Origin of the sequence: Pseudomonas sp. LAIL14HWK12:I10 (assembly GCF_900184205.1) — a bacterium.
GTDB lineage: Bacteria > Pseudomonadota > Gammaproteobacteria > Pseudomonadales > Pseudomonadaceae > Aquipseudomonas > Aquipseudomonas kermanshahensis.
In genome coordinates, this window is record NZ_FXWU01000001.1 from 336,905 (window position 1) to 352,569 (window position 15,665).

General features: G+C 63.6%; 17 protein-coding genes and 1 other RNA gene. 9 read left to right on the top strand and 9 right to left on the bottom strand.

All coding sequences use genetic code 11. The features are described from left to right. Positions 1-85: 85 nt before the first annotated feature. Positions 86-1,063 (bottom strand): NADPH:quinone oxidoreductase family protein, encoded by a 978-nt coding sequence (locus QOS90_RS01605; protein ID WP_085272189.1) that lies wholly within the window; start codon positions 1,061-1,063, stop codon positions 86-88. Positions 1,064-1,220: 157 nt separating this feature from the next. Here QOS90_RS01605 and QOS90_RS01610 point away from each other — a divergent pair, with 157 nt between their 5' ends. Beyond that, positions 1,221-1,625, top strand: coding sequence for a flagellar basal body-associated protein FliL (locus tag QOS90_RS01610; RefSeq protein ID WP_027592226.1), 405 nt, complete (start codon positions 1,221-1,223; stop codon positions 1,623-1,625). A 218-nt stretch (positions 1,626-1,843) separates the two neighbouring features. After that, positions 1,844-2,278: a type II toxin-antitoxin system PemK/MazF family toxin gene (locus QOS90_RS01615; RefSeq protein WP_027592227.1), complete on the top strand. Its 435-nt coding sequence runs from the start codon at positions 1,844-1,846 to the stop codon at positions 2,276-2,278. A 171-nt stretch (positions 2,279-2,449) separates the two neighbouring features. Here the strand turns inward: QOS90_RS01615 and QOS90_RS01620 are convergent, their stop codons facing one another. The 4 genes from QOS90_RS01620 to QOS90_RS01635 form a co-directional block, all read right to left on the bottom strand. Beyond that, entirely contained in the window at positions 2,450-3,562 is a 1,113-nt protein-coding gene (locus QOS90_RS01620) for an ABC transporter permease (RefSeq protein ID WP_027592228.1), read from the bottom strand. 1 nt (position 3,563) lies between these two features. Next, positions 3,564-6,284, bottom strand: coding sequence for a ribosome-associated ATPase/putative transporter RbbA (gene rbbA, locus QOS90_RS01625; protein WP_085272190.1), 2,721 nt, complete (start codon positions 6,282-6,284; stop codon positions 3,564-3,566). Continuing rightward, positions 6,281-7,240, bottom strand: a complete 960-nt coding sequence (locus QOS90_RS01630; RefSeq protein ID WP_027592230.1) for an HlyD family secretion protein — start codon at positions 7,238-7,240, stop codon at positions 6,281-6,283. Before QOS90_RS01630 ends, rbbA begins: the two co-directional genes overlap by 4 nt. A 94-nt stretch (positions 7,241-7,334) precedes the next feature. Further along, complete coding sequence (locus tag QOS90_RS01635) at positions 7,335-7,784, bottom strand: EVE domain-containing protein (protein WP_027592231.1); 450 nt, start codon at positions 7,782-7,784, stop codon at positions 7,335-7,337. Positions 7,785-7,962: 178 nt separating this feature from the next. On the opposite strand from QOS90_RS01635, the gene QOS90_RS01640 reads away from it, so the two are divergent. Beyond that, positions 7,963-8,115 (top strand): hypothetical protein, encoded by a 153-nt coding sequence (locus QOS90_RS01640; RefSeq protein WP_172960392.1) that lies wholly within the window; start codon positions 7,963-7,965, stop codon positions 8,113-8,115. A 19-nt stretch (positions 8,116-8,134) separates the two neighbouring features. Here the strand turns inward: QOS90_RS01640 and QOS90_RS01645 are convergent, their stop codons facing one another. From QOS90_RS01645 to QOS90_RS01660, 4 genes are all read right to left on the bottom strand, one after another. Further along, positions 8,135-8,743, bottom strand: coding sequence for a 5-formyltetrahydrofolate cyclo-ligase (locus QOS90_RS01645; RefSeq protein ID WP_027592232.1), 609 nt, complete (start codon positions 8,741-8,743; stop codon positions 8,135-8,137). A 67-nt stretch (positions 8,744-8,810) separates the two neighbouring features. Then, a non-coding RNA gene (gene ssrS, locus QOS90_RS01650) (6S RNA) lies at positions 8,811-8,990 on the bottom strand. A 17-nt stretch (positions 8,991-9,007) separates the two neighbouring features. Then, positions 9,008-9,328: a cell division protein ZapA gene (locus QOS90_RS01655; protein ID WP_027592233.1), complete on the bottom strand. Its 321-nt coding sequence runs from the start codon at positions 9,326-9,328 to the stop codon at positions 9,008-9,010. Then, positions 9,325-9,507, bottom strand: a complete 183-nt coding sequence (locus QOS90_RS01660) for a TIGR02449 family protein (protein WP_033693939.1) — start codon at positions 9,505-9,507, stop codon at positions 9,325-9,327. The genes QOS90_RS01655 and QOS90_RS01660 overlap by 4 nt, the downstream gene beginning before the upstream one ends. Positions 9,508-9,688: 181 nt before the next feature. Between QOS90_RS01660 and QOS90_RS01665 the strand changes: the two genes are divergently transcribed. The 6 genes from QOS90_RS01665 to QOS90_RS01690 all read left to right on the top strand — a co-directional run bounded on the left by QOS90_RS01665 (position 9,689) and on the right by QOS90_RS01690 (position 15,605). Continuing rightward, complete coding sequence (locus QOS90_RS01665) at positions 9,689-10,243, top strand: YecA/YgfB family protein (protein WP_085272191.1); 555 nt, start codon at positions 9,689-9,691, stop codon at positions 10,241-10,243. A 21-nt stretch (positions 10,244-10,264) separates the two neighbouring features. Beyond that, a complete protein-coding gene (pepP, locus tag QOS90_RS01670; RefSeq protein ID WP_085272192.1) occupies positions 10,265-11,599 on the top strand; it encodes a Xaa-Pro aminopeptidase in 1,335 nt (444 codons plus the stop codon). Then, positions 11,596-12,795, top strand: coding sequence for a 2-octaprenyl-6-methoxyphenyl hydroxylase (ubiH, locus tag QOS90_RS01675; RefSeq protein WP_027592236.1), 1,200 nt, complete (start codon positions 11,596-11,598; stop codon positions 12,793-12,795). Before pepP ends, ubiH begins: the two co-directional genes overlap by 4 nt. Then, the gene (locus QOS90_RS01680; protein WP_027592237.1) at positions 12,792-13,274 is read left to right on the top strand and encodes a DUF4442 domain-containing protein; all 483 of its coding nucleotides are present in this window, start codon (positions 12,792-12,794) and stop codon (positions 13,272-13,274) included. Before ubiH ends, QOS90_RS01680 begins: the two co-directional genes overlap by 4 nt. A gap of 9 nt (positions 13,275-13,283) precedes the next feature. Next, a complete protein-coding gene (locus tag QOS90_RS01685; RefSeq protein ID WP_177323869.1) occupies positions 13,284-14,501 on the top strand; it encodes a 2-octaprenyl-3-methyl-6-methoxy-1,4-benzoquinol hydroxylase in 1,218 nt (405 codons plus the stop codon). 102 nt (positions 14,502-14,603) lie between these two features. Further along, positions 14,604-15,605, top strand: a complete 1,002-nt coding sequence (locus QOS90_RS01690; RefSeq protein ID WP_085272193.1) for an extracellular solute-binding protein — start codon at positions 14,604-14,606, stop codon at positions 15,603-15,605. Positions 15,606-15,665: the final 60 nt, after the last annotated feature.

The following is a 15,665-nucleotide window of genomic DNA, read 5'->3' on the forward strand; positions in this document are numbered from 1 at the left end:
CGAGCCGACTTAAGGGCAGTGGATAATCTGTGGGAGCGGGCTTGCCCCGCGAAGAGGCCCGAGCAGGCAACCAAGCAGCCAGACGCTAGCTAGTCAGCACCACCAACTTACCCACAGCCTGCCGCTGCCCCAGCTTCTCAATGGCAGCCCCAGCCTCAGCCAGTGGATAAGTCTCCGACACCAGCGGCTTCAGCTTGCCTTCACCCAGCCAGGCAAACAGCTGACGGAAGTTAGCTGCATTCTGCTCCGGCTGACGCTGGGCAAACGCCCCCCAAAACACCCCCACGACCGCTGCGCCCTTGAGCAGCACCAGGTTCGCCGCCAGCTGTGGGATCGCCCCGCTGGCAAACCCCACCACAAGCAGCCGGCCATTCCAGGCCAGGCCCCTTACCGCCTGGTCGAACAGCTCGCCACCCACCGGGTCGTAGATCACGTCCACGCCCTGGCCGCCGGTCAGGCGCTTGATCTCGTCCTTGAGGCTGGCCTGGCTGTAGTCGATCAGCTCATCGGCGCCGGCAGCCTTGGCCACGGCCAGTTTTTCGGCGCTGCTGGCTGCAGCGATCACCCGGGCGCCCATGGCCTTGCCTATTTCCACGGCCGCCAGGCCCACACCCCCTGAGGCCCCCAGCACCAGCAGGGTTTCACCCGGCTGCAGGTGGCCGCGCTGCTTGAGTGCATGCATCGAGGTGCCATAGGTCATGCCGAAGGCGGCGGCGGTGGTGAAGTCCATGTGCTCGGGGATCGGCATCACGTTGTAGAAGGGCACCGCCACCTGTTCGGCGAACGCACCCCACCCCGTGAGGGCCATGACCCGATCGCCCACCTTGAACGCACCGGCCTTTTCGCCGACCGCAGCCACCACACCGGCCGCCTCGCCACCTGGGGAAAACGGCAGCGGTGGCTGGAACTGGTATTTACCTTCGATGATCAAGGTGTCGGGGAAGTTGACGCCCGCAGCCTGCACATCCAGCAGGATCTCGTTCTTTTTCGGCACGGGGCTGGCGACGTCTTCCAGTACCAGGTCGCGCGCCGGGCCCAAGGTTTTGCACAACACAGCTTTCATCGGGGCTATTCCTTTGCGGGTAGTGGCCGATAAGTGTAGGAGGGCCACCTGCCGGGTCAACGAGCATGGCCTACCCTGATGAGCCGGCATAAGCCAGGGCTTGGGTTTGAGCGGTGTGCTGGGTAAGCTGGCGCCAATTGTATTGAGGAGCGAATTCGTGAAAGCGTGGATCTTGATGGTGCTGGCCCTGATGCTGCCAGTTGCGGCCGTGGCCGAAGAAGCCAAGGAAGGGGCGCCCAAGGTCGCCTACATCACCCTGAGCCCACCCTTTGTCGGTAACTATGCCCTCGACGGCAGCCCCAAGCTGCGTGTCTACAAGGCCGACGTAGCCCTGCGCGTGACCGGTGATGAAGCCGCCAAGGCCGTGAAACACCACGAGCCGCTGATCCGTAACCAGCTGGTGGCGCTGTTCACCCAGCAGACCGTGGACAAGATGAGCAACGTCGACGCCAAGGAGCAACTGCGCCAGGAAGCCTTGAAGCAGGTGCAGCAGGTGATGGAAGCGGAAGAGGGCAAGCCAATTGTCGAAGACCTGCTGTTCAACAACCTGATTGTGCAGTGACCTGAAACCCTTGGGGCCCATCGCCGGCAAGCCGGCGACAGCGGCTTCTAGTAGGGCGCAGGTCTCCAGCAGGGCCTTGTCATTTGTGTCTGAAACGAGCTCAGACACCCTAGTCGTAGGACCTTTCTGTCTTCCTTGTACGTCCGCCAATTTACAGTTTCTGATGCGATGGCCGCGTTAAATTGTGCCTCGTCTTCAGTTGCTCGAGAGTATTGGCAATGCCTTTGAAGTACCAACCGAAAGAGGCGACTGTACTGATGTGCGATTTTTCAGGATTTCAAACACCTGAAATGATCAAGGTGCGGCCCGTCGTCGTTCTTCGCAAGCACAGTCAAAATTGCCAGTTGGTGACGATAATCCCGTTGAGCACCACTGCTCCTGATCACTTGGCCAGGCATCACGTTGTCCTGCCGAGTTATTTGCCTGGCCCTGATCTGACATGCTGGGCCAAGTGCGACATGATCTACACGGTTGCAACCTCCAGGCTGGACAGATGCCGCGTCAAGTCGCGGCAGGGAGGTGGCCGGGAATATATGACTTTTACAATGCAGCCCGAGCATTTTGCCGCCGTTAGGGCCGCCGTTTGCTTCACGCTGGGCTTCACACATCCAGCAACAGTGCAGTCTGTTGTCAATAAAGCACCTGATGCGTGATAATCCATCCTGCTCCCGTAAGGGGCTTGTAAGACTCTGCGGATCCTGGTTAACCAGCAATCACAGAGCCGGGCAGGTAGATGGCGATGACAAGCCGACCTGTCTGTGAGTAGGGCGCCGGAAGGCGCCCTTTGTCTTTGTGTCGTTCTCATATTCCCCAGCGACACTCTCTCAGGACGCCAGCGTCCGCCGAAAGCGCGCCAGCGCCACGCTGAAGAACACCAGGCCAATCACGGCCAGGGCCAGGATGTCTGGCCATACCACGGCCGCGCCAGCGTCGCGGAACAGGATCGCGGTGCCGAGGCTGACGAAATGCGTCGACGGCGAGCCCTGCATGACCCACTGCAGCCACTGCGGCATGCTGTCCAGCGGGGTACTGCCGCCAGACAGCAACAGCATCGGGATAATGACCGGAATCGCCAGCAGGCCGAATTGAGGCGTCGAGCGCGCCAGGGTGGCGAGGAAGATGCCCAAGGCGGTACTGGCGAACAGGTACAGCGCGGTCACAGCCAGGAACAGCCCCATGGAGCCAGACAGCGGCACGCCCAGGGCGCCTTTGACCACCACGATGAGCGACACCCAGGTACACAGCACCACCACCAGCGCGTTGCTGGCGATTTTCGCCAGCATGATTTCCAAAGCGGTCAACGGCAGCACCAGCAAGTGGTCGAGTGTGCCGTGTTCACGCTCGCGCAACAGCGCCGTGCCGGTGAGGATGATCGCCAGGATGGTGATGTTGTTGATGATCTGGATCACGGCCAGAAACCAGCCACCCTCCAGGTTGGGGTTGAACAGTGCCTTGGGGTTGATCAGCACGGGGCTCTGGGTTGTGGTGCGCTGGGCATAGTCGAGCAGCTCACGCTCGAAAATCCGGCCGATGTAGCCGGCGCCCATGAACGCCTGGCTCATGGCCGTGGCGTCGACGTTGATCTGCAGCTCGGGTGAGCGCCCGGCCAGCAGGTCGCTCTGGAAGTTCACCGGCACATTGATCACGAAGGTGTACTGGCCGCTGTCCATGGCCTGGTCCAGGCGGTCCGGGGGCAGCGGCACGGCAGGTTGAAACTCGGGTGGTTGCAGTGATTCGGTGAGCTTGCGCGAGAGCTGGCTATGGTCTTCGTCCACCACGGCAACGCTGGCGTTGTGCACGCCGATCACCGAGCCCGCCGCCGGCATGTAGATCGCCACGCTGAAGGCATACAGCAAAAACAGCAGCAGCACGCTGTCGTGGCGCAGGCTGGTCAGCTCTTTCAGGCCCAGGCGCAGGGTATGGTTCAGGCGCGACATGTCAGGCCTCCTGCTTCTTCAGCATGGCCAGGCTCAGGCCGGTGAACACGGCGAAGAAGCTCAGCAGGATCAGGCACTGCGGCCACAGCTCGCGCAGGCCCAGCGCTTTGGTGAAGGTGCCGACCGCGATGTCCAGGAAGTAACCCGCCGGGAACAGCTGGCCCATCACTGCCGCGGCGCCATCGAGCGACGAGCGTGGCACGATCAGGCCGGAGAACTGGATGGTCGGCAGGCTGGTGATGATCATGGTGCCCAGGATGGCCGCGATCTGGGTGCGGGTGAAGGCCGAGATCAGCAAGCCCAGGCTGGTGGTCGCCAGCAGGTAGGCGACGCCGCCGCAGGCCAGGGCCAGCACGCTGCCCTTGAGCGGTACGGCAAACAACCAGCGGTTCATCGCCACCAGCAACGCCAAGTTGACCAGGCTTACGGCCAGGTAGGGCAGCTGTTTGCCGAGCAGAAACTCCAGCCGGGTGAGGGGCGTGGCGTAGAAGTTGGTGATGGAGCCAAGTTCTTTTTCCCGGACGATGCCCAGGGCGGTGAGCATGGCCGGGATGAACGCCAGGATCAGCGCCATGACGCCGGGCCCGATGGCATTCACGCTGACCACGTCCTGGTTGTAGCGGAAGCGTGTTTCCAGGCGCACCGGGTCTTGGCGCTGCACCGGTTGCTGGCTGGCCGCGGCAAATTGTTCGAGGTTCGCCTGGTGCACTGCTTCGACATAGTTGCGGCTGGTCTCCGCACGAAACGGCATGCCGCCGTCGAGCCAGGCGGCCACCACCGGTTGGCGACCGGCGTAAAGGTCACGGCCAAAGCCGGGTGGGATCTCCAGCGCCAGTTTGATTTCGGAACGTTGCAGGCGTTGGTGCATTTCACGGGTATCGCGAATCGGCGCCTGCTCGGCGAAATACCGTGATCCGCGAAACGCTTCGAGGTAGGCCCGGCTTTGCGGGCTTTGGTCTTGGTCATGAACGGCGAAGGCGAGGTTCTCTACATCCAGCGAGATGCCATAGCCAAAGATCACCATCATGAACACGGCGCCGAGCAGGGCGAAGGCCAGGCGCACTTTGTCGCGCAGCAGCTCCTTGCCCTCCCGGCTGGCCACCGCCAGCAGGCGGCGCAGGCTGAAACCTTGGCGCAACGGCGGTGTGGCCGCTGCAGGCTGCTCCAGCACAGTGTTTTGTGGGGTCTGGGGCACGGCCTCCTGGGCTTGCTCCAGGCAGCGCACGAAGGCGTCTTCCAGGGTTTCGCCGGCGTATTGGCGTTGCAGGGCATCAGGCGTGTCACAGGCCAGCACGCGCCCGGCGTGCATGAACGAAATGCGGTCGCAGCGCTGGGCTTCGTTCATGAAGTGAGTAGAGAGGAAAATGGTCACGCCTTGCTCGCGCGACAACTCCACCAGCAGTCGCCAGAAGTCATCCCGGGCGGCAGGGTCGACGCCGGAAGTCGGCTCGTCGAGGATCAGCACTTCAGGGCGGTGCAGCACCGCGACGGCCAGTGACAGGCGCTGGCGCAGGCCGAGGGGCAGGGCGCCTGACGGTTGGTCGGCGATGTCGCGCAGGCCAAAGCGCTCGATCAGTTCGCTGATGCGCTGCGCGCTGTCGGCCTTGGGCAGGTCGAACAGGCGCGCATGCAGCGTGAGGTTCTGACGGGTGCTGAGCTCGCCATACAGCGAGAAACTCTGCGACATGAAACCAACCCGCTTGCGCGTGGCCAGGTCGCTGGCGTCCACCGGGCGACCCAGCAGGCTGGCACTGCCCTCGCTGGCGGGTACCAGGCCCGTAAGCACTTTCATGGTGCTGGTCTTGCCGCAGCCGTTGGAGCCGAGAAAACCAAAAATTTCCCCACGACCAATGGCGAAGCTGACCTTGTTGACCGCGGTGAAGTCACCAAAGCGCAGGGTCAGGTCATGCGCTTCGATGGCGACCAGGCCGTCATTTGCCGAGCGTGGCGGGATAGTCAACGGCGCAGGTTGCGTACTCCCTGCCCCCTGGAAATGGGTGAAGGCATCGTCCAGTTTGCCGCTGGGCGTGACGCCCGCCAATGCGTGGCTGGGGCCCGCGGCAATCAGCCGGCCGCCATCGAGCATCAGGCAGTGCTCGAACTGCTCGGCTTCCTCCATGTAGGCAGTGGCCACCAGCAGCGTCAATTGCGGGCGTTGTTCGCGTACCTGCTCGACCAGTTCCCAGAAGCGTCGCCGCGACAGAGGGTCGACCCCGGTCGTGGGTTCGTCGAGGATCAGCAGGTCAGGTTCGTGGATCAACGCGCAGCACAGGCCCAGTTTCTGCTTCATGCCGCCCGACAGCTTGCCGGCCGGGCGCTCGGCAAAGCGATGCAGGTCGGTGGCCTGCAGCAGGTTGGCCATGCGCTGTTCGCATTCGTGCCGGCCCAGGCCAAACAGCGTGGCGAAAAAACGAATGTTCTCGCTGATCGACAGCTCGGGGTACAGGTTGTTGCCCAGCCCTTGGGGCATGAACGCGACCTTGGGGTACAGCGCAGCTCGGTGGCGTCGTTGGCGGATCGAGCCGCCCAGCACCTGCAACTCGCCCTGCTGCAGGCGTTTTACGCCGGCGATCAGCCCGAGCAGGGTCGATTTGCCGGCCCCATCAGGCCCGATCAGTGCGCAGCGGGTGCCGCTGGGCAGGCTGAAACCCAGCGTCTGCAAGGCGATCAGGTCGCCATAACGGTGGCTGATGCCCTCGGCCAGCAATGCCGGCGCGTTCATTGCAGGTTGGCCGGCCAGTCCACGTCAGCCGTGCGCACATAGCCAGCACCCGGCATGCCCGGCTTGGCTTGCGGCACGGCGCTTGGGTCGCTCAGGCGCAGTTTTACGCGAAACACCAGTTTCTGCCGCTCATCGCGGGTTTCGACCTGTTTCGGGGTGAACTGCGCCTTGGCTGCGACAAACGCTACCTTCGCTGGCAACGCCTGATCGGGCAGGGCATCGAGGACGATGCGTGCCTGATCGCCAACGGTCAGCCGGCCGCTGGTGGAGGCTGGGAGGTAGAGGTTCATGTACTGGTCGCTCGGGTCGATCAGCATCAACACGCGACCGCCAGCGCCCAACACCTCACCCGGCTCGGCCAGACGCAGCTGGATGATGCCGTCGATGGGCGCGCGCAGGCTGCTGTCGTCGATCTCGCTGGTCAGCTGGGCGACCTGGGCCTGGGCCGCGCCGATGGCGGCTTTGACGGCTGCCAGCTGGGCGCGCGCCGCAACCACCGCCGCGTTCGCGGTGTCGAAGCGGGCCTGCTGCTGGTCGAGCAGTTGTTGGCTGGCATAGTTGCGCTTGAAAATCTCGCGCACGCGCTTGAGCTCCTGCCCGGCGAGCAGCAGCTCACTCTGGCGCAGTTGCACGCTGGCCTGGGCCGCCGCGTAGTTTTCCTGGGCGCGCAGCACTTCGGCCTCGGCCTGGTTGCGCTGGGCTTCCATTGTGCGGGTGTCGATACGCGCCAGCAGCTGACCACGGGTCACCTTGTCGCCTTCGTCGACCCGCACTTCAGCCAAACGCCCGGGGACCTTGGTGGCAATTTGCACTTCGGTCGCCTCGAGACGGCCGTTGCCCATGCTCAGGCCTTCCGGCAGCTGGTCATGCAGCGACTTCCAGTAACCCAGCCCGGCAGCGGTCGCCAGTAAGACGATCAGCGCGGTGGCGAAGATCCTGGGGGCATATCGATTCATCAGTCAGCATCCCTGCTCAGTGCACAGCCTATCGTGGCGTGCGGCTATCCATGGCGTGTTGATATCGGTCAAACCCCTTGATCCTAGCCCACCTTCACTTCAGCGCGACAATGGCCGCCCATTGTTCGGGGGTAACCGGCATCACCGACAGGCGGCTGCCTTTTTGCACCAGCGGCAATTCGGCAAGCGCGGCCTGTTGTTTGAGCCTGCCAAGGTCAAGCACTTTGGGTAGGGTTTTCACATGGGCCACGTCCACCGCACTCCACGGGTTCTTCTCGGGGGTGGCCTTGGGGTCGTAATAGTGGCTTTCTGGGTCCAGTGCGGTCGGGTCCGGGTAGGCCGCCGCAATGATGCGGGCGATGCCAGCAATGCCCGGTTGCGGGCAGCTGGAGTGGTAGAAGAAGAACTCGTCGCCCACGCTCATGGCCCGCAAAAAGTTGCGCGCCTGGTAGTTACGCACGCCGTCCCAGCGCGCTTCGCCCAGCCGGCCAAGGGCTTCGATCGAGAGCTCGTCGGGCTCGGATTTCATCAGCCAATAGGCCATGCATGCTGCTCCTGAAAAGGTTTGAAATAACCTGTTGCACGAAACCGACAGCCGGTTGGCGCCAATGTTTGCGTGTCGGCGCAGGTTGTCGGAAAATGCGCCCCGTTTAAAGCGAGATGCTCTGGCGATACTCAGAAAATCGCCAAGCCGAAACAGTTTGCCTGGGGGGCAATCTTCGATGAATCAACGCAAAAAGCCGGATCTGCTGTGGATCCTGGTGTTCATTTTTGGCCTGGGTGTGGTCACCACTGGTTATGCGCAAGGGTTCCTGGAACGTAAGCTGGACACCGCCTATCAAATGCCGGTCGACGCCAGCCAGCCGCAACGTTGATGCCCTCCGCTGGCGCCGCTCAGTTCGGCGCCAGGTACCAGTCGCGGTCCGAGACCGTGCCTTGCAATGGTACATCCCAACTGGCCTGTGCCAGCCGCTCGACCTTCTGGCATTCATGCGCCAGCCCCAATAGCAAAGGTTTCTTCCAGGTCTTGCGGCGCGCCTGGTAGGCCAGGCTGCGGTCATAGAAACCACCGCCCATGCCCAAGCGGCCACCCACTTCATCGAAACCCACCAGCGGCAGCAGGATCAGGTCCAGAGCCCAGATCGGGCGTTGGCGTTTGCGGTCGGTCAGTGGCTCTGGAATACGGAAGCGGTTGCGCTTGAGTTTTTCACCCTGTTCGAAACGCTGAAACACCATGCGTGTGCGCGGCCAGGCGTGCAGCACCGGCAGGTAAGTACGTTTGCCGCGTCGCTGGGCTTCGCGCAATAGCAGGTAGGGGTCGATTTCACCGTCGTTGGGCAGGTACAGGGCAATGTGCCGGGCGCGGCGGAATAGCGGGTCTTGCGCCAGCTGGCGGTATAGGCCAAGGGCGGCTTGGCGCTGCTGGGCAGGCGTCAGTGCGCGGCGGGCATTGCGGAGCAGGCGACGAAGCTGGGGGCGGGTGAGCGGCGCGGTGTCGGTCATGGCACAGGCGTTCCCAGTTGTCGCGACTGGTAGGGGTATGCCCGCAGCAAGGGCGGACAAAAAAATAAGGCTCCCCGATAAGACCGCTATCGGTGTAGCCCTTGAACCCGAAAGTTCAAGGTGGAGATTGCAGGGGGCGTTAAGGCTTTCCGTCGAGCGGACATGCACACCGGCCCCAGCGTGCAACCCCCGTGGTTGTGCGTATCGGCTCAGGGACATAACCGACTGGCGCATCCCCCAGGGAGTGGCGCCAGTATACCAATCTCAGCCGATTTTGGTATCCGTGTCGTCGGACAAAGCCTTATCGACCCGATCCAGCAGGTCGCGCACCTGTTCGCGGTTGGTGCCAGCGACCGGGGCAGCGCTACGGTCTTCCTGGCGGTGCAGCATCTCGTGGGTAATGTTCAACGCAGCCATGACCGCGATGCGGTCGGCGCCGATCACCTTGCCGCTGCTGCGGATCTCGCGCATCTTGCCGTCCAGGTAGCGCGCGGCGCTGACCAGGTTGTTGCGCTCTTCCGGCGGGCAGATGATCGAGTATTCCTTGTCGAGGATCTGCACGGTGACGCTATTGCTTGAACTCATGAGTCTTGCTCCAGAGCCTTGAGGCGTAAAATCATCGACTCGACCTTGCGCCTTGCGATCTCGTTCTTTTCGATGAGGTGGGCGCGCTCTTCGCGCCAGGATTTTTCCTGAGCTACTAGGAGTGCATTTTGCCGTTTTAGTTGCTCGACACGTTCGATCAGCAACTCGAATCGGCTCATCAGCGCTTGCAGGTCGTTCTCTTGCGTGGGTTGCACTCGAATCGCTCCGTCGTTGAGTCACCTGGCGATGATGCCTCTCCCCGGGCCGCGACGGCCAGTGCCGATGGTCTTGGCGCGCCTGCCGGTGCTAGGATACAAGGTCTCCATTCTAGTCATTGCGCCGTCTGGCGCCTAGTTGCCCATGCCCAATACCCAATCGCCCTACATTGCCTTCGCCATGCTGCTTGCCAGCAACGGCCACCCTGTCACTCCTGCCGAGCTGCACGGCTTGCTGGTCGGGCGCAGCTGCGCCGGTGCCGGCTTCGATGCCGACGCCTGGCTGGCCGACGCCGCTCAACTGCTGGAAAACGAACCCGGTGACACCGTCCGCAACGCCCTGATCGGCTTGCAAGAGATGGTCAAGGGCGAGCTCACCAGCGATGACATGGCCATCGTCCTGCTGCTGCCGACCGATGATGCCGCGCTGGCTGACCGTGCTGAGGCGCTGGGCCAGTGGTGCCAAGGCTTCATCACGGGCTTTGGCCTGAACGCCGGTGGCAAGGACCTGTCCACCGAAGCCAAAGACGTGCTGCAGGACCTGGTGGCAATCTCCCAGGTACAAGAAGCCCTCGAAGAATCCGAAGACGGCGAGAGCGACTACATGGAAGTCATGGAATACCTGCGCGTCGCGCCGCTGCTGCTGTTCTCCGAGCTGGCCAAGCCGGCCGCACCTGCGTCCAAGCCATCGTTGCACTGATCAACCGGGGGTAGTCTGCCCATGAGCCACATTCCCAAGGCCGAGTATGCCCGTCGGCGCAAGGCGCTGATGGCGCAGATGGTCCCCAACAGCATCGCCATCCTGCCCGCCGCCGCCGTTGCCATTCGCAACCGCGATGTCGAGCACGTGTACCGCCAGGACAGCGATTTCCAGTACCTCAGCGGCTTTCCCGAGCCCGAGGCGGTGATTGCGCTGATCCCGGGCCGTGAACATGGCGAGTACGTGCTGTTCTGCCGCGAGCGCAACCCTGAGCGCGAGCAGTGGGAAGGGCTGCGCGCGGGCCAGGAAGGTGCGGTGCGTGATTTTGGCGCCGACGATGCCTTCCCGATCACCGACATCGACGAGATCCTGCCGGGCCTGATCGAGGGCCGGGAGCGGGTGTACAGCGCCATGGGCAGCAACCCGGAATTCGATCGCCGGCTGATGGACTGGATCAACGTGATCCGCTCCAAGGCGCGCCTGGGTGCCCAGCCGCCGAACGAGTTCGTTGCGCTGGATCATCTGCTGCACGACATGCGCCTGTATAAATCGGCGGCAGAAGTGAAGGTGATGCGCGTTGCCGCAGACATTTCCGCCCGTGCCCACGTGCGTGCCATGCAGGCCTGCCGGGCCGGGCTGCATGAGTACAGCCTGGAAGCCGAGCTGGATTACGAGTTCCGCAAAGGCGGCGCGAAAATGCCGGCCTACGGCTCGATCGTCGCGGCCGGGCGCAATGGCTGCATCCTGCACTATCAGCAGAATGACGCCCCGCTCAAGGACGGCGACCTGGTGTTGATTGACGCGGGCTGCGAAATCGACTGCTATGCCAGCGACATCACCCGTACGTTCCCGGTCAGCGGGCGTTTTTCGCCCGAGCAGAAGGCCATCTACGAGCTGGTGCTGAAGGCCCAGGCCGCAGCCTTCGCCGAAATCGCCCCCGGCAAGCACTGGAACCACGCCCACGAGGCGACCGTGCAGGTCATCACCGAGGGCCTGGTGGAACTGGGGCTGCTCAAGGGCGATGTGCAGGGGCTGATCGAAAGCGAAGCCTACCGCGCGTTCTACATGCACCGCGCCGGGCACTGGCTGGGCATGGATGTGCATGATGTGGGCGAATACAAAGTGGGCGGCCAGTGGCGCGTGCTGGAGCCCGGCATGGCGCTGACCGTCGAACCGGGCATCTACATCGCCGGCGACAACCAGGCGGTGGCCAAGAAGTGGCGCGGCATCGGCGTAAGGATCGAGGACGACGTGGTAGTGACCAGGCAGGGCTGTGAAATTCTGACGTCGGGTGTACCCCGCACAGTCGCCGAGATCGAGGCGCTGATGCAGGCTGCGCGCAAGGACGCGGCATGAACCGGGTCCACTTGGCGATCATCGGTGGCGGCCTGGTCGGCGCGAGCCTGGCGTTGGCCCTGCAGGCCGGGGCCAAGGCGCGAGGCTGGAAGATCCTGCTGATCGAGCCGTTCGCACCCGGCCATAGCTTCCAGCCCAGCTACGATGCACGCTCGTCGGCGTTGTCGTATGGCACGCAACAGATCTACCAGCAATTGGGGCTGTGGCGGGCCATCAGCCAGCGCGCCGAGCCTATCCTGCAGATTCAGGTATCGGACCGTGGCCGGTTCGGTGCCACGCGCCTCGATGCCCACGAAGAAGGCGTGCCAGCGCTGGGTTTCGTGGTGGAAAACGCCTGGCTCGGGCAGTGCCTGTGGCAGGGGTTGGACCCTGAGGTGGTGAGTTGGCGTTGCCCCGCCGAAGTGAGGGCGATGCACGCCATCGAAGGCGGTTATCGCCTGCAGCTGGATGACGACACCAGCCTGGAATGCGACTTGGCCGTGCTGGCCGATGGCGGCCGCTCTGGCCTGCGTGAGCAGCTGGGTATTCATGTGCGCCGCACGCCCTATGAGCAAAGCGCCCTGATCGCCAACATCACGCCTGGCGAAGCCCACCGCGGCCAGGCGTTCGAGCGGTTCACCGAAACCGGCCCGATGGCCCTGCTGCCACTGCCGGAAAACCGCTGCGCGCTGGTCTGGACCCGTCAGGGCATGGACGCTCAGCGCTTGGCCGAAATTGATGAACGCAGCTTCCTGCGCGAACTGCAGGACGCCTTCGGCTATCGTCTTGGGGCCTTGCGCCAAGTGGGTGCACGGCATCTGTACCCGCTGGCACTGGTCGAGGCCGAAGAGCAGGTACGCCCGCACCTGGTGGTGCTGGGCAACGCTGCGCACAGCCTGCACCCCATTGCCGGCCAGGGCTTCAACCTGTCGCTGCGTGACGTCCAGGTGCTTGCACACGCGCTGCTGGCGGGCCCGCAGCACCCCGGTGACCTGGGCACCCTGCGGGCCTACCACCAGCGTCAGCGCCTGGACCAGGCGCTGACCATTGGCTTCTCCGACCAGGTCACCCGCCTGTTCGGCAGCAACCAGCCGTTGCTGGCTGCCGGGCGCAACATTGGCCTGCTCGGGCTCGACCTGCTGCCGCCGGCAAAAAGCTGGTTTGCCCGCCAGGCCATGGGCCTGGGTACGCGCCCCGATCCGCGGGGCCAGGCATGAGCAATCCGCGCAGACTGGCGCGCCGGGCCCGCATGTTGCGCTGGTTGCTGAACCTTTACCCGCCGTACCTGGGCGCCGGTATCCGCGTGCAGCACATCAGCCCGGACATGCGCAGCGTCAAGGTCCGCATGAAGCTTACCCGCTGGAACCGCAACTACGTCGGTACCCAGTTTGGCGGCAGCCTCTATTCGATGGTCGACCCGTTCTACATGCTGCTGCTGATCGAGCAGTTGGGGCGCGAGTACATCGTCTGGGACAAGGCGGCGAGCATCGATTTCATCTCGCCGGGCAAAGGCCCCGTGTACGCCGAGTTCCACCTCGATGACGCCCTGCTCGACGACATTCGCCAGCAGACCGCCACCGGCAAGAAGTGCCTGCCGCGGCTGCAGGTGGACATCCGCGACGGCGCCGGCGAACTGGTAGCGCGGGTCGATAAAACCCTATACGTGCGGCTCAAGCCGCAAGCGAGGCAGGCGTAAGGCATGGAAATGCGCGCAGATCTGTTGATTGTCGGTGCCGGTATGGTCGGCAGCGCCCTGGCCCTGGCATTGCGCCACAGTGGCTTGGACATTCTCCTGCTCGACGGCAGCCCGCTGTCGGTAAAACCCTTCGATACCGAAGCGCCGTTCGAGCCGCGCGTCAGTGCATTGTCGGCGGCCAGCCAGCGCATTCTGGAGCGCCTAGGCGCCTGGGATGGCATCGCCCGGCGACGGGCCACGCCGTATACCGACATGCACGTCTGGGATGGCAGCGGTACGGGCCAGATCCATTTCTCGGCGGCCAGCGTGCATGCCCAGGTGCTCGGCCACATCGTCGAAAACCGGGTGGTGCAGGATGGCTTGTTGGAGCGTCTGCATGACAGCGACATCGGCCTGTTGCCCAACGCGCGGCTCGAGCAACTGCGCCGCTCCGGTGACGAGTGGCTGCTGACCCTGGCCGACGGCCGCCAACTGCGGGCGCCGTTGGTGGTGGCGGCGGATGGCGCCAACTCGGCGGTACGCCGCCTGACCGGCTGCGAAACCCGTGAGTGGGATTACCTGCACCACGCCATCGTCACCAGCGTACGTTGCAGTGCGGGGCACCAGGCTACGGCCTGGCAGCGCTTTACCGACGAGGGCCCGCTGGCGTTTCTGCCGCTGACACGTGAGGGCCAGCAGGACTGGTGCTCGATCGTCTGGTCGACCACGCCAGAGCATGCCGAGCAACTGATGGCGCTGGACGAGCCGGCCTTCCTCAAGGCCCTGGAGCGGGCCTTCGAGGGGCGCCTGGGCGAGGTGCTACAGGCCGACCCACGCGTGTGCGTGCCGCTGCGTCAGCGCCATGCCAAGCGCTATGTGGCTGAGGGCCTGGCGCTGATCGGCGATGCCGCGCACACCATTCATCCGTTGGCCGGGCAGGGCGTCAACCTGGGGTTCCTTGATGCCGCCGTGCTGGCCGAGGTGCTGGTGAATGCCAGCGAGCGCGGCGAACGGCTGGCGGATGTAAAGGTGCTGAGCCGCTATGAGCGCCGGCGCATGCCGCACAACTTGGGGCTGATGGCCGCCATGGAAGGGTTCGAGCGGCTGTTCCAGGCCAATCCGCTGCCGTTGCGCTGGTTGCGTAACAGTGGCTTGAAGCTGGTGGAGCAGATGCCAGAGGCCAAGGCATTGTTCGTGCGCCAAGCGTTGGGCTTGAGCGGAGACCTGCCAGAATTGGCCAAGCCCTGACGTTAGCACGGCCTGCAACATCCGGTAACGGCTCCGAGGGTGAGGGACAAAATGGGATTCACTACCATTTGCGCCTCTCATACGATCCGAGGAGTGCATTTCATGTTGCCACGCAAGCCCCTACTGGCCGCCCTGGCCCTGACGTTGTTCGGCAGCACTGCCCAGGCAGCGGAAGAAGTGGTGGTGTACTCCTCGCGCATCGACGAGCTGATCAAGCCGGTGTTCGACGCCTACACCGCCAAGACCGGGGTCAAGGTCAAGTTCATCACCGACAAGGAAGCCCCGTTGATGCAACGCATCAAGGCCGAGGGCGAGAACGGTGTGGCCGACCTGCTGCTGACTGTCGATGCCGGCAACCTCTGGCAGGCCGAGCAGATGGGCATCCTGCAACCGATCAAATCGGACATCATCGACCAGAACATCCCACCGCAATACCGGGCCTCGTCCCATGACTGGACCGGCCTGAGCCTGCGCGCGCGCACCATCATCTACTCCACCGACCGGGTCAAACCGGATCAGCTGAGCACCTACGAAGCCTTGGCCGACAAGCAGTGGGAAGGGCGTCTGTGCCTGCGCACTGCGAAGAAGGTCTACAACCAGTCGCTGACCGCCACCTTGATCGAGAACCACGGCGAGGCGAAAACCGAAGCCATCGTCAAAGGTTGGGTGAATAACCTGTCCACCGACGTGTTCTCCGATGACAACGCCGTGATCCAGGCCATCGAAGCTGGCCAGTGCGACGTGGGCGTGGTCAACACTTACTACTACGGGCGCCTGCATAAACAAAACCCCACGTTGCCGGTCAAGATCTTCTGGCCCAACCAAGGTGACCGCGGTGTGCACGTCAACCTGTCGGGTATCGGCCTGACCAAGCATGCCCCGCACCCTGAGGCTGCGAAAAAGCTGGTGGAATGGATGACCGGCGAGGACGCGCAGAAGCTGTTCGCCGACATCAACCAGGAGTTCCCGGCCAACCCGAAGGTCAAGCCATCGGACGAGGTAGCCGCCTGGGGCAGCTTCAAGGCTGACAGCATTCCGGTCGAAATCGCTGGCAAGCGGCAGGCCGAAGCGATTCGCTTGATGGATCGGGCTGGCTGGAACTAAGTTATCCTTCCGGGGCCTGCAAGGGCCCTTTCGCGGGCAGGCCCGCTCCCACAGGTTTTC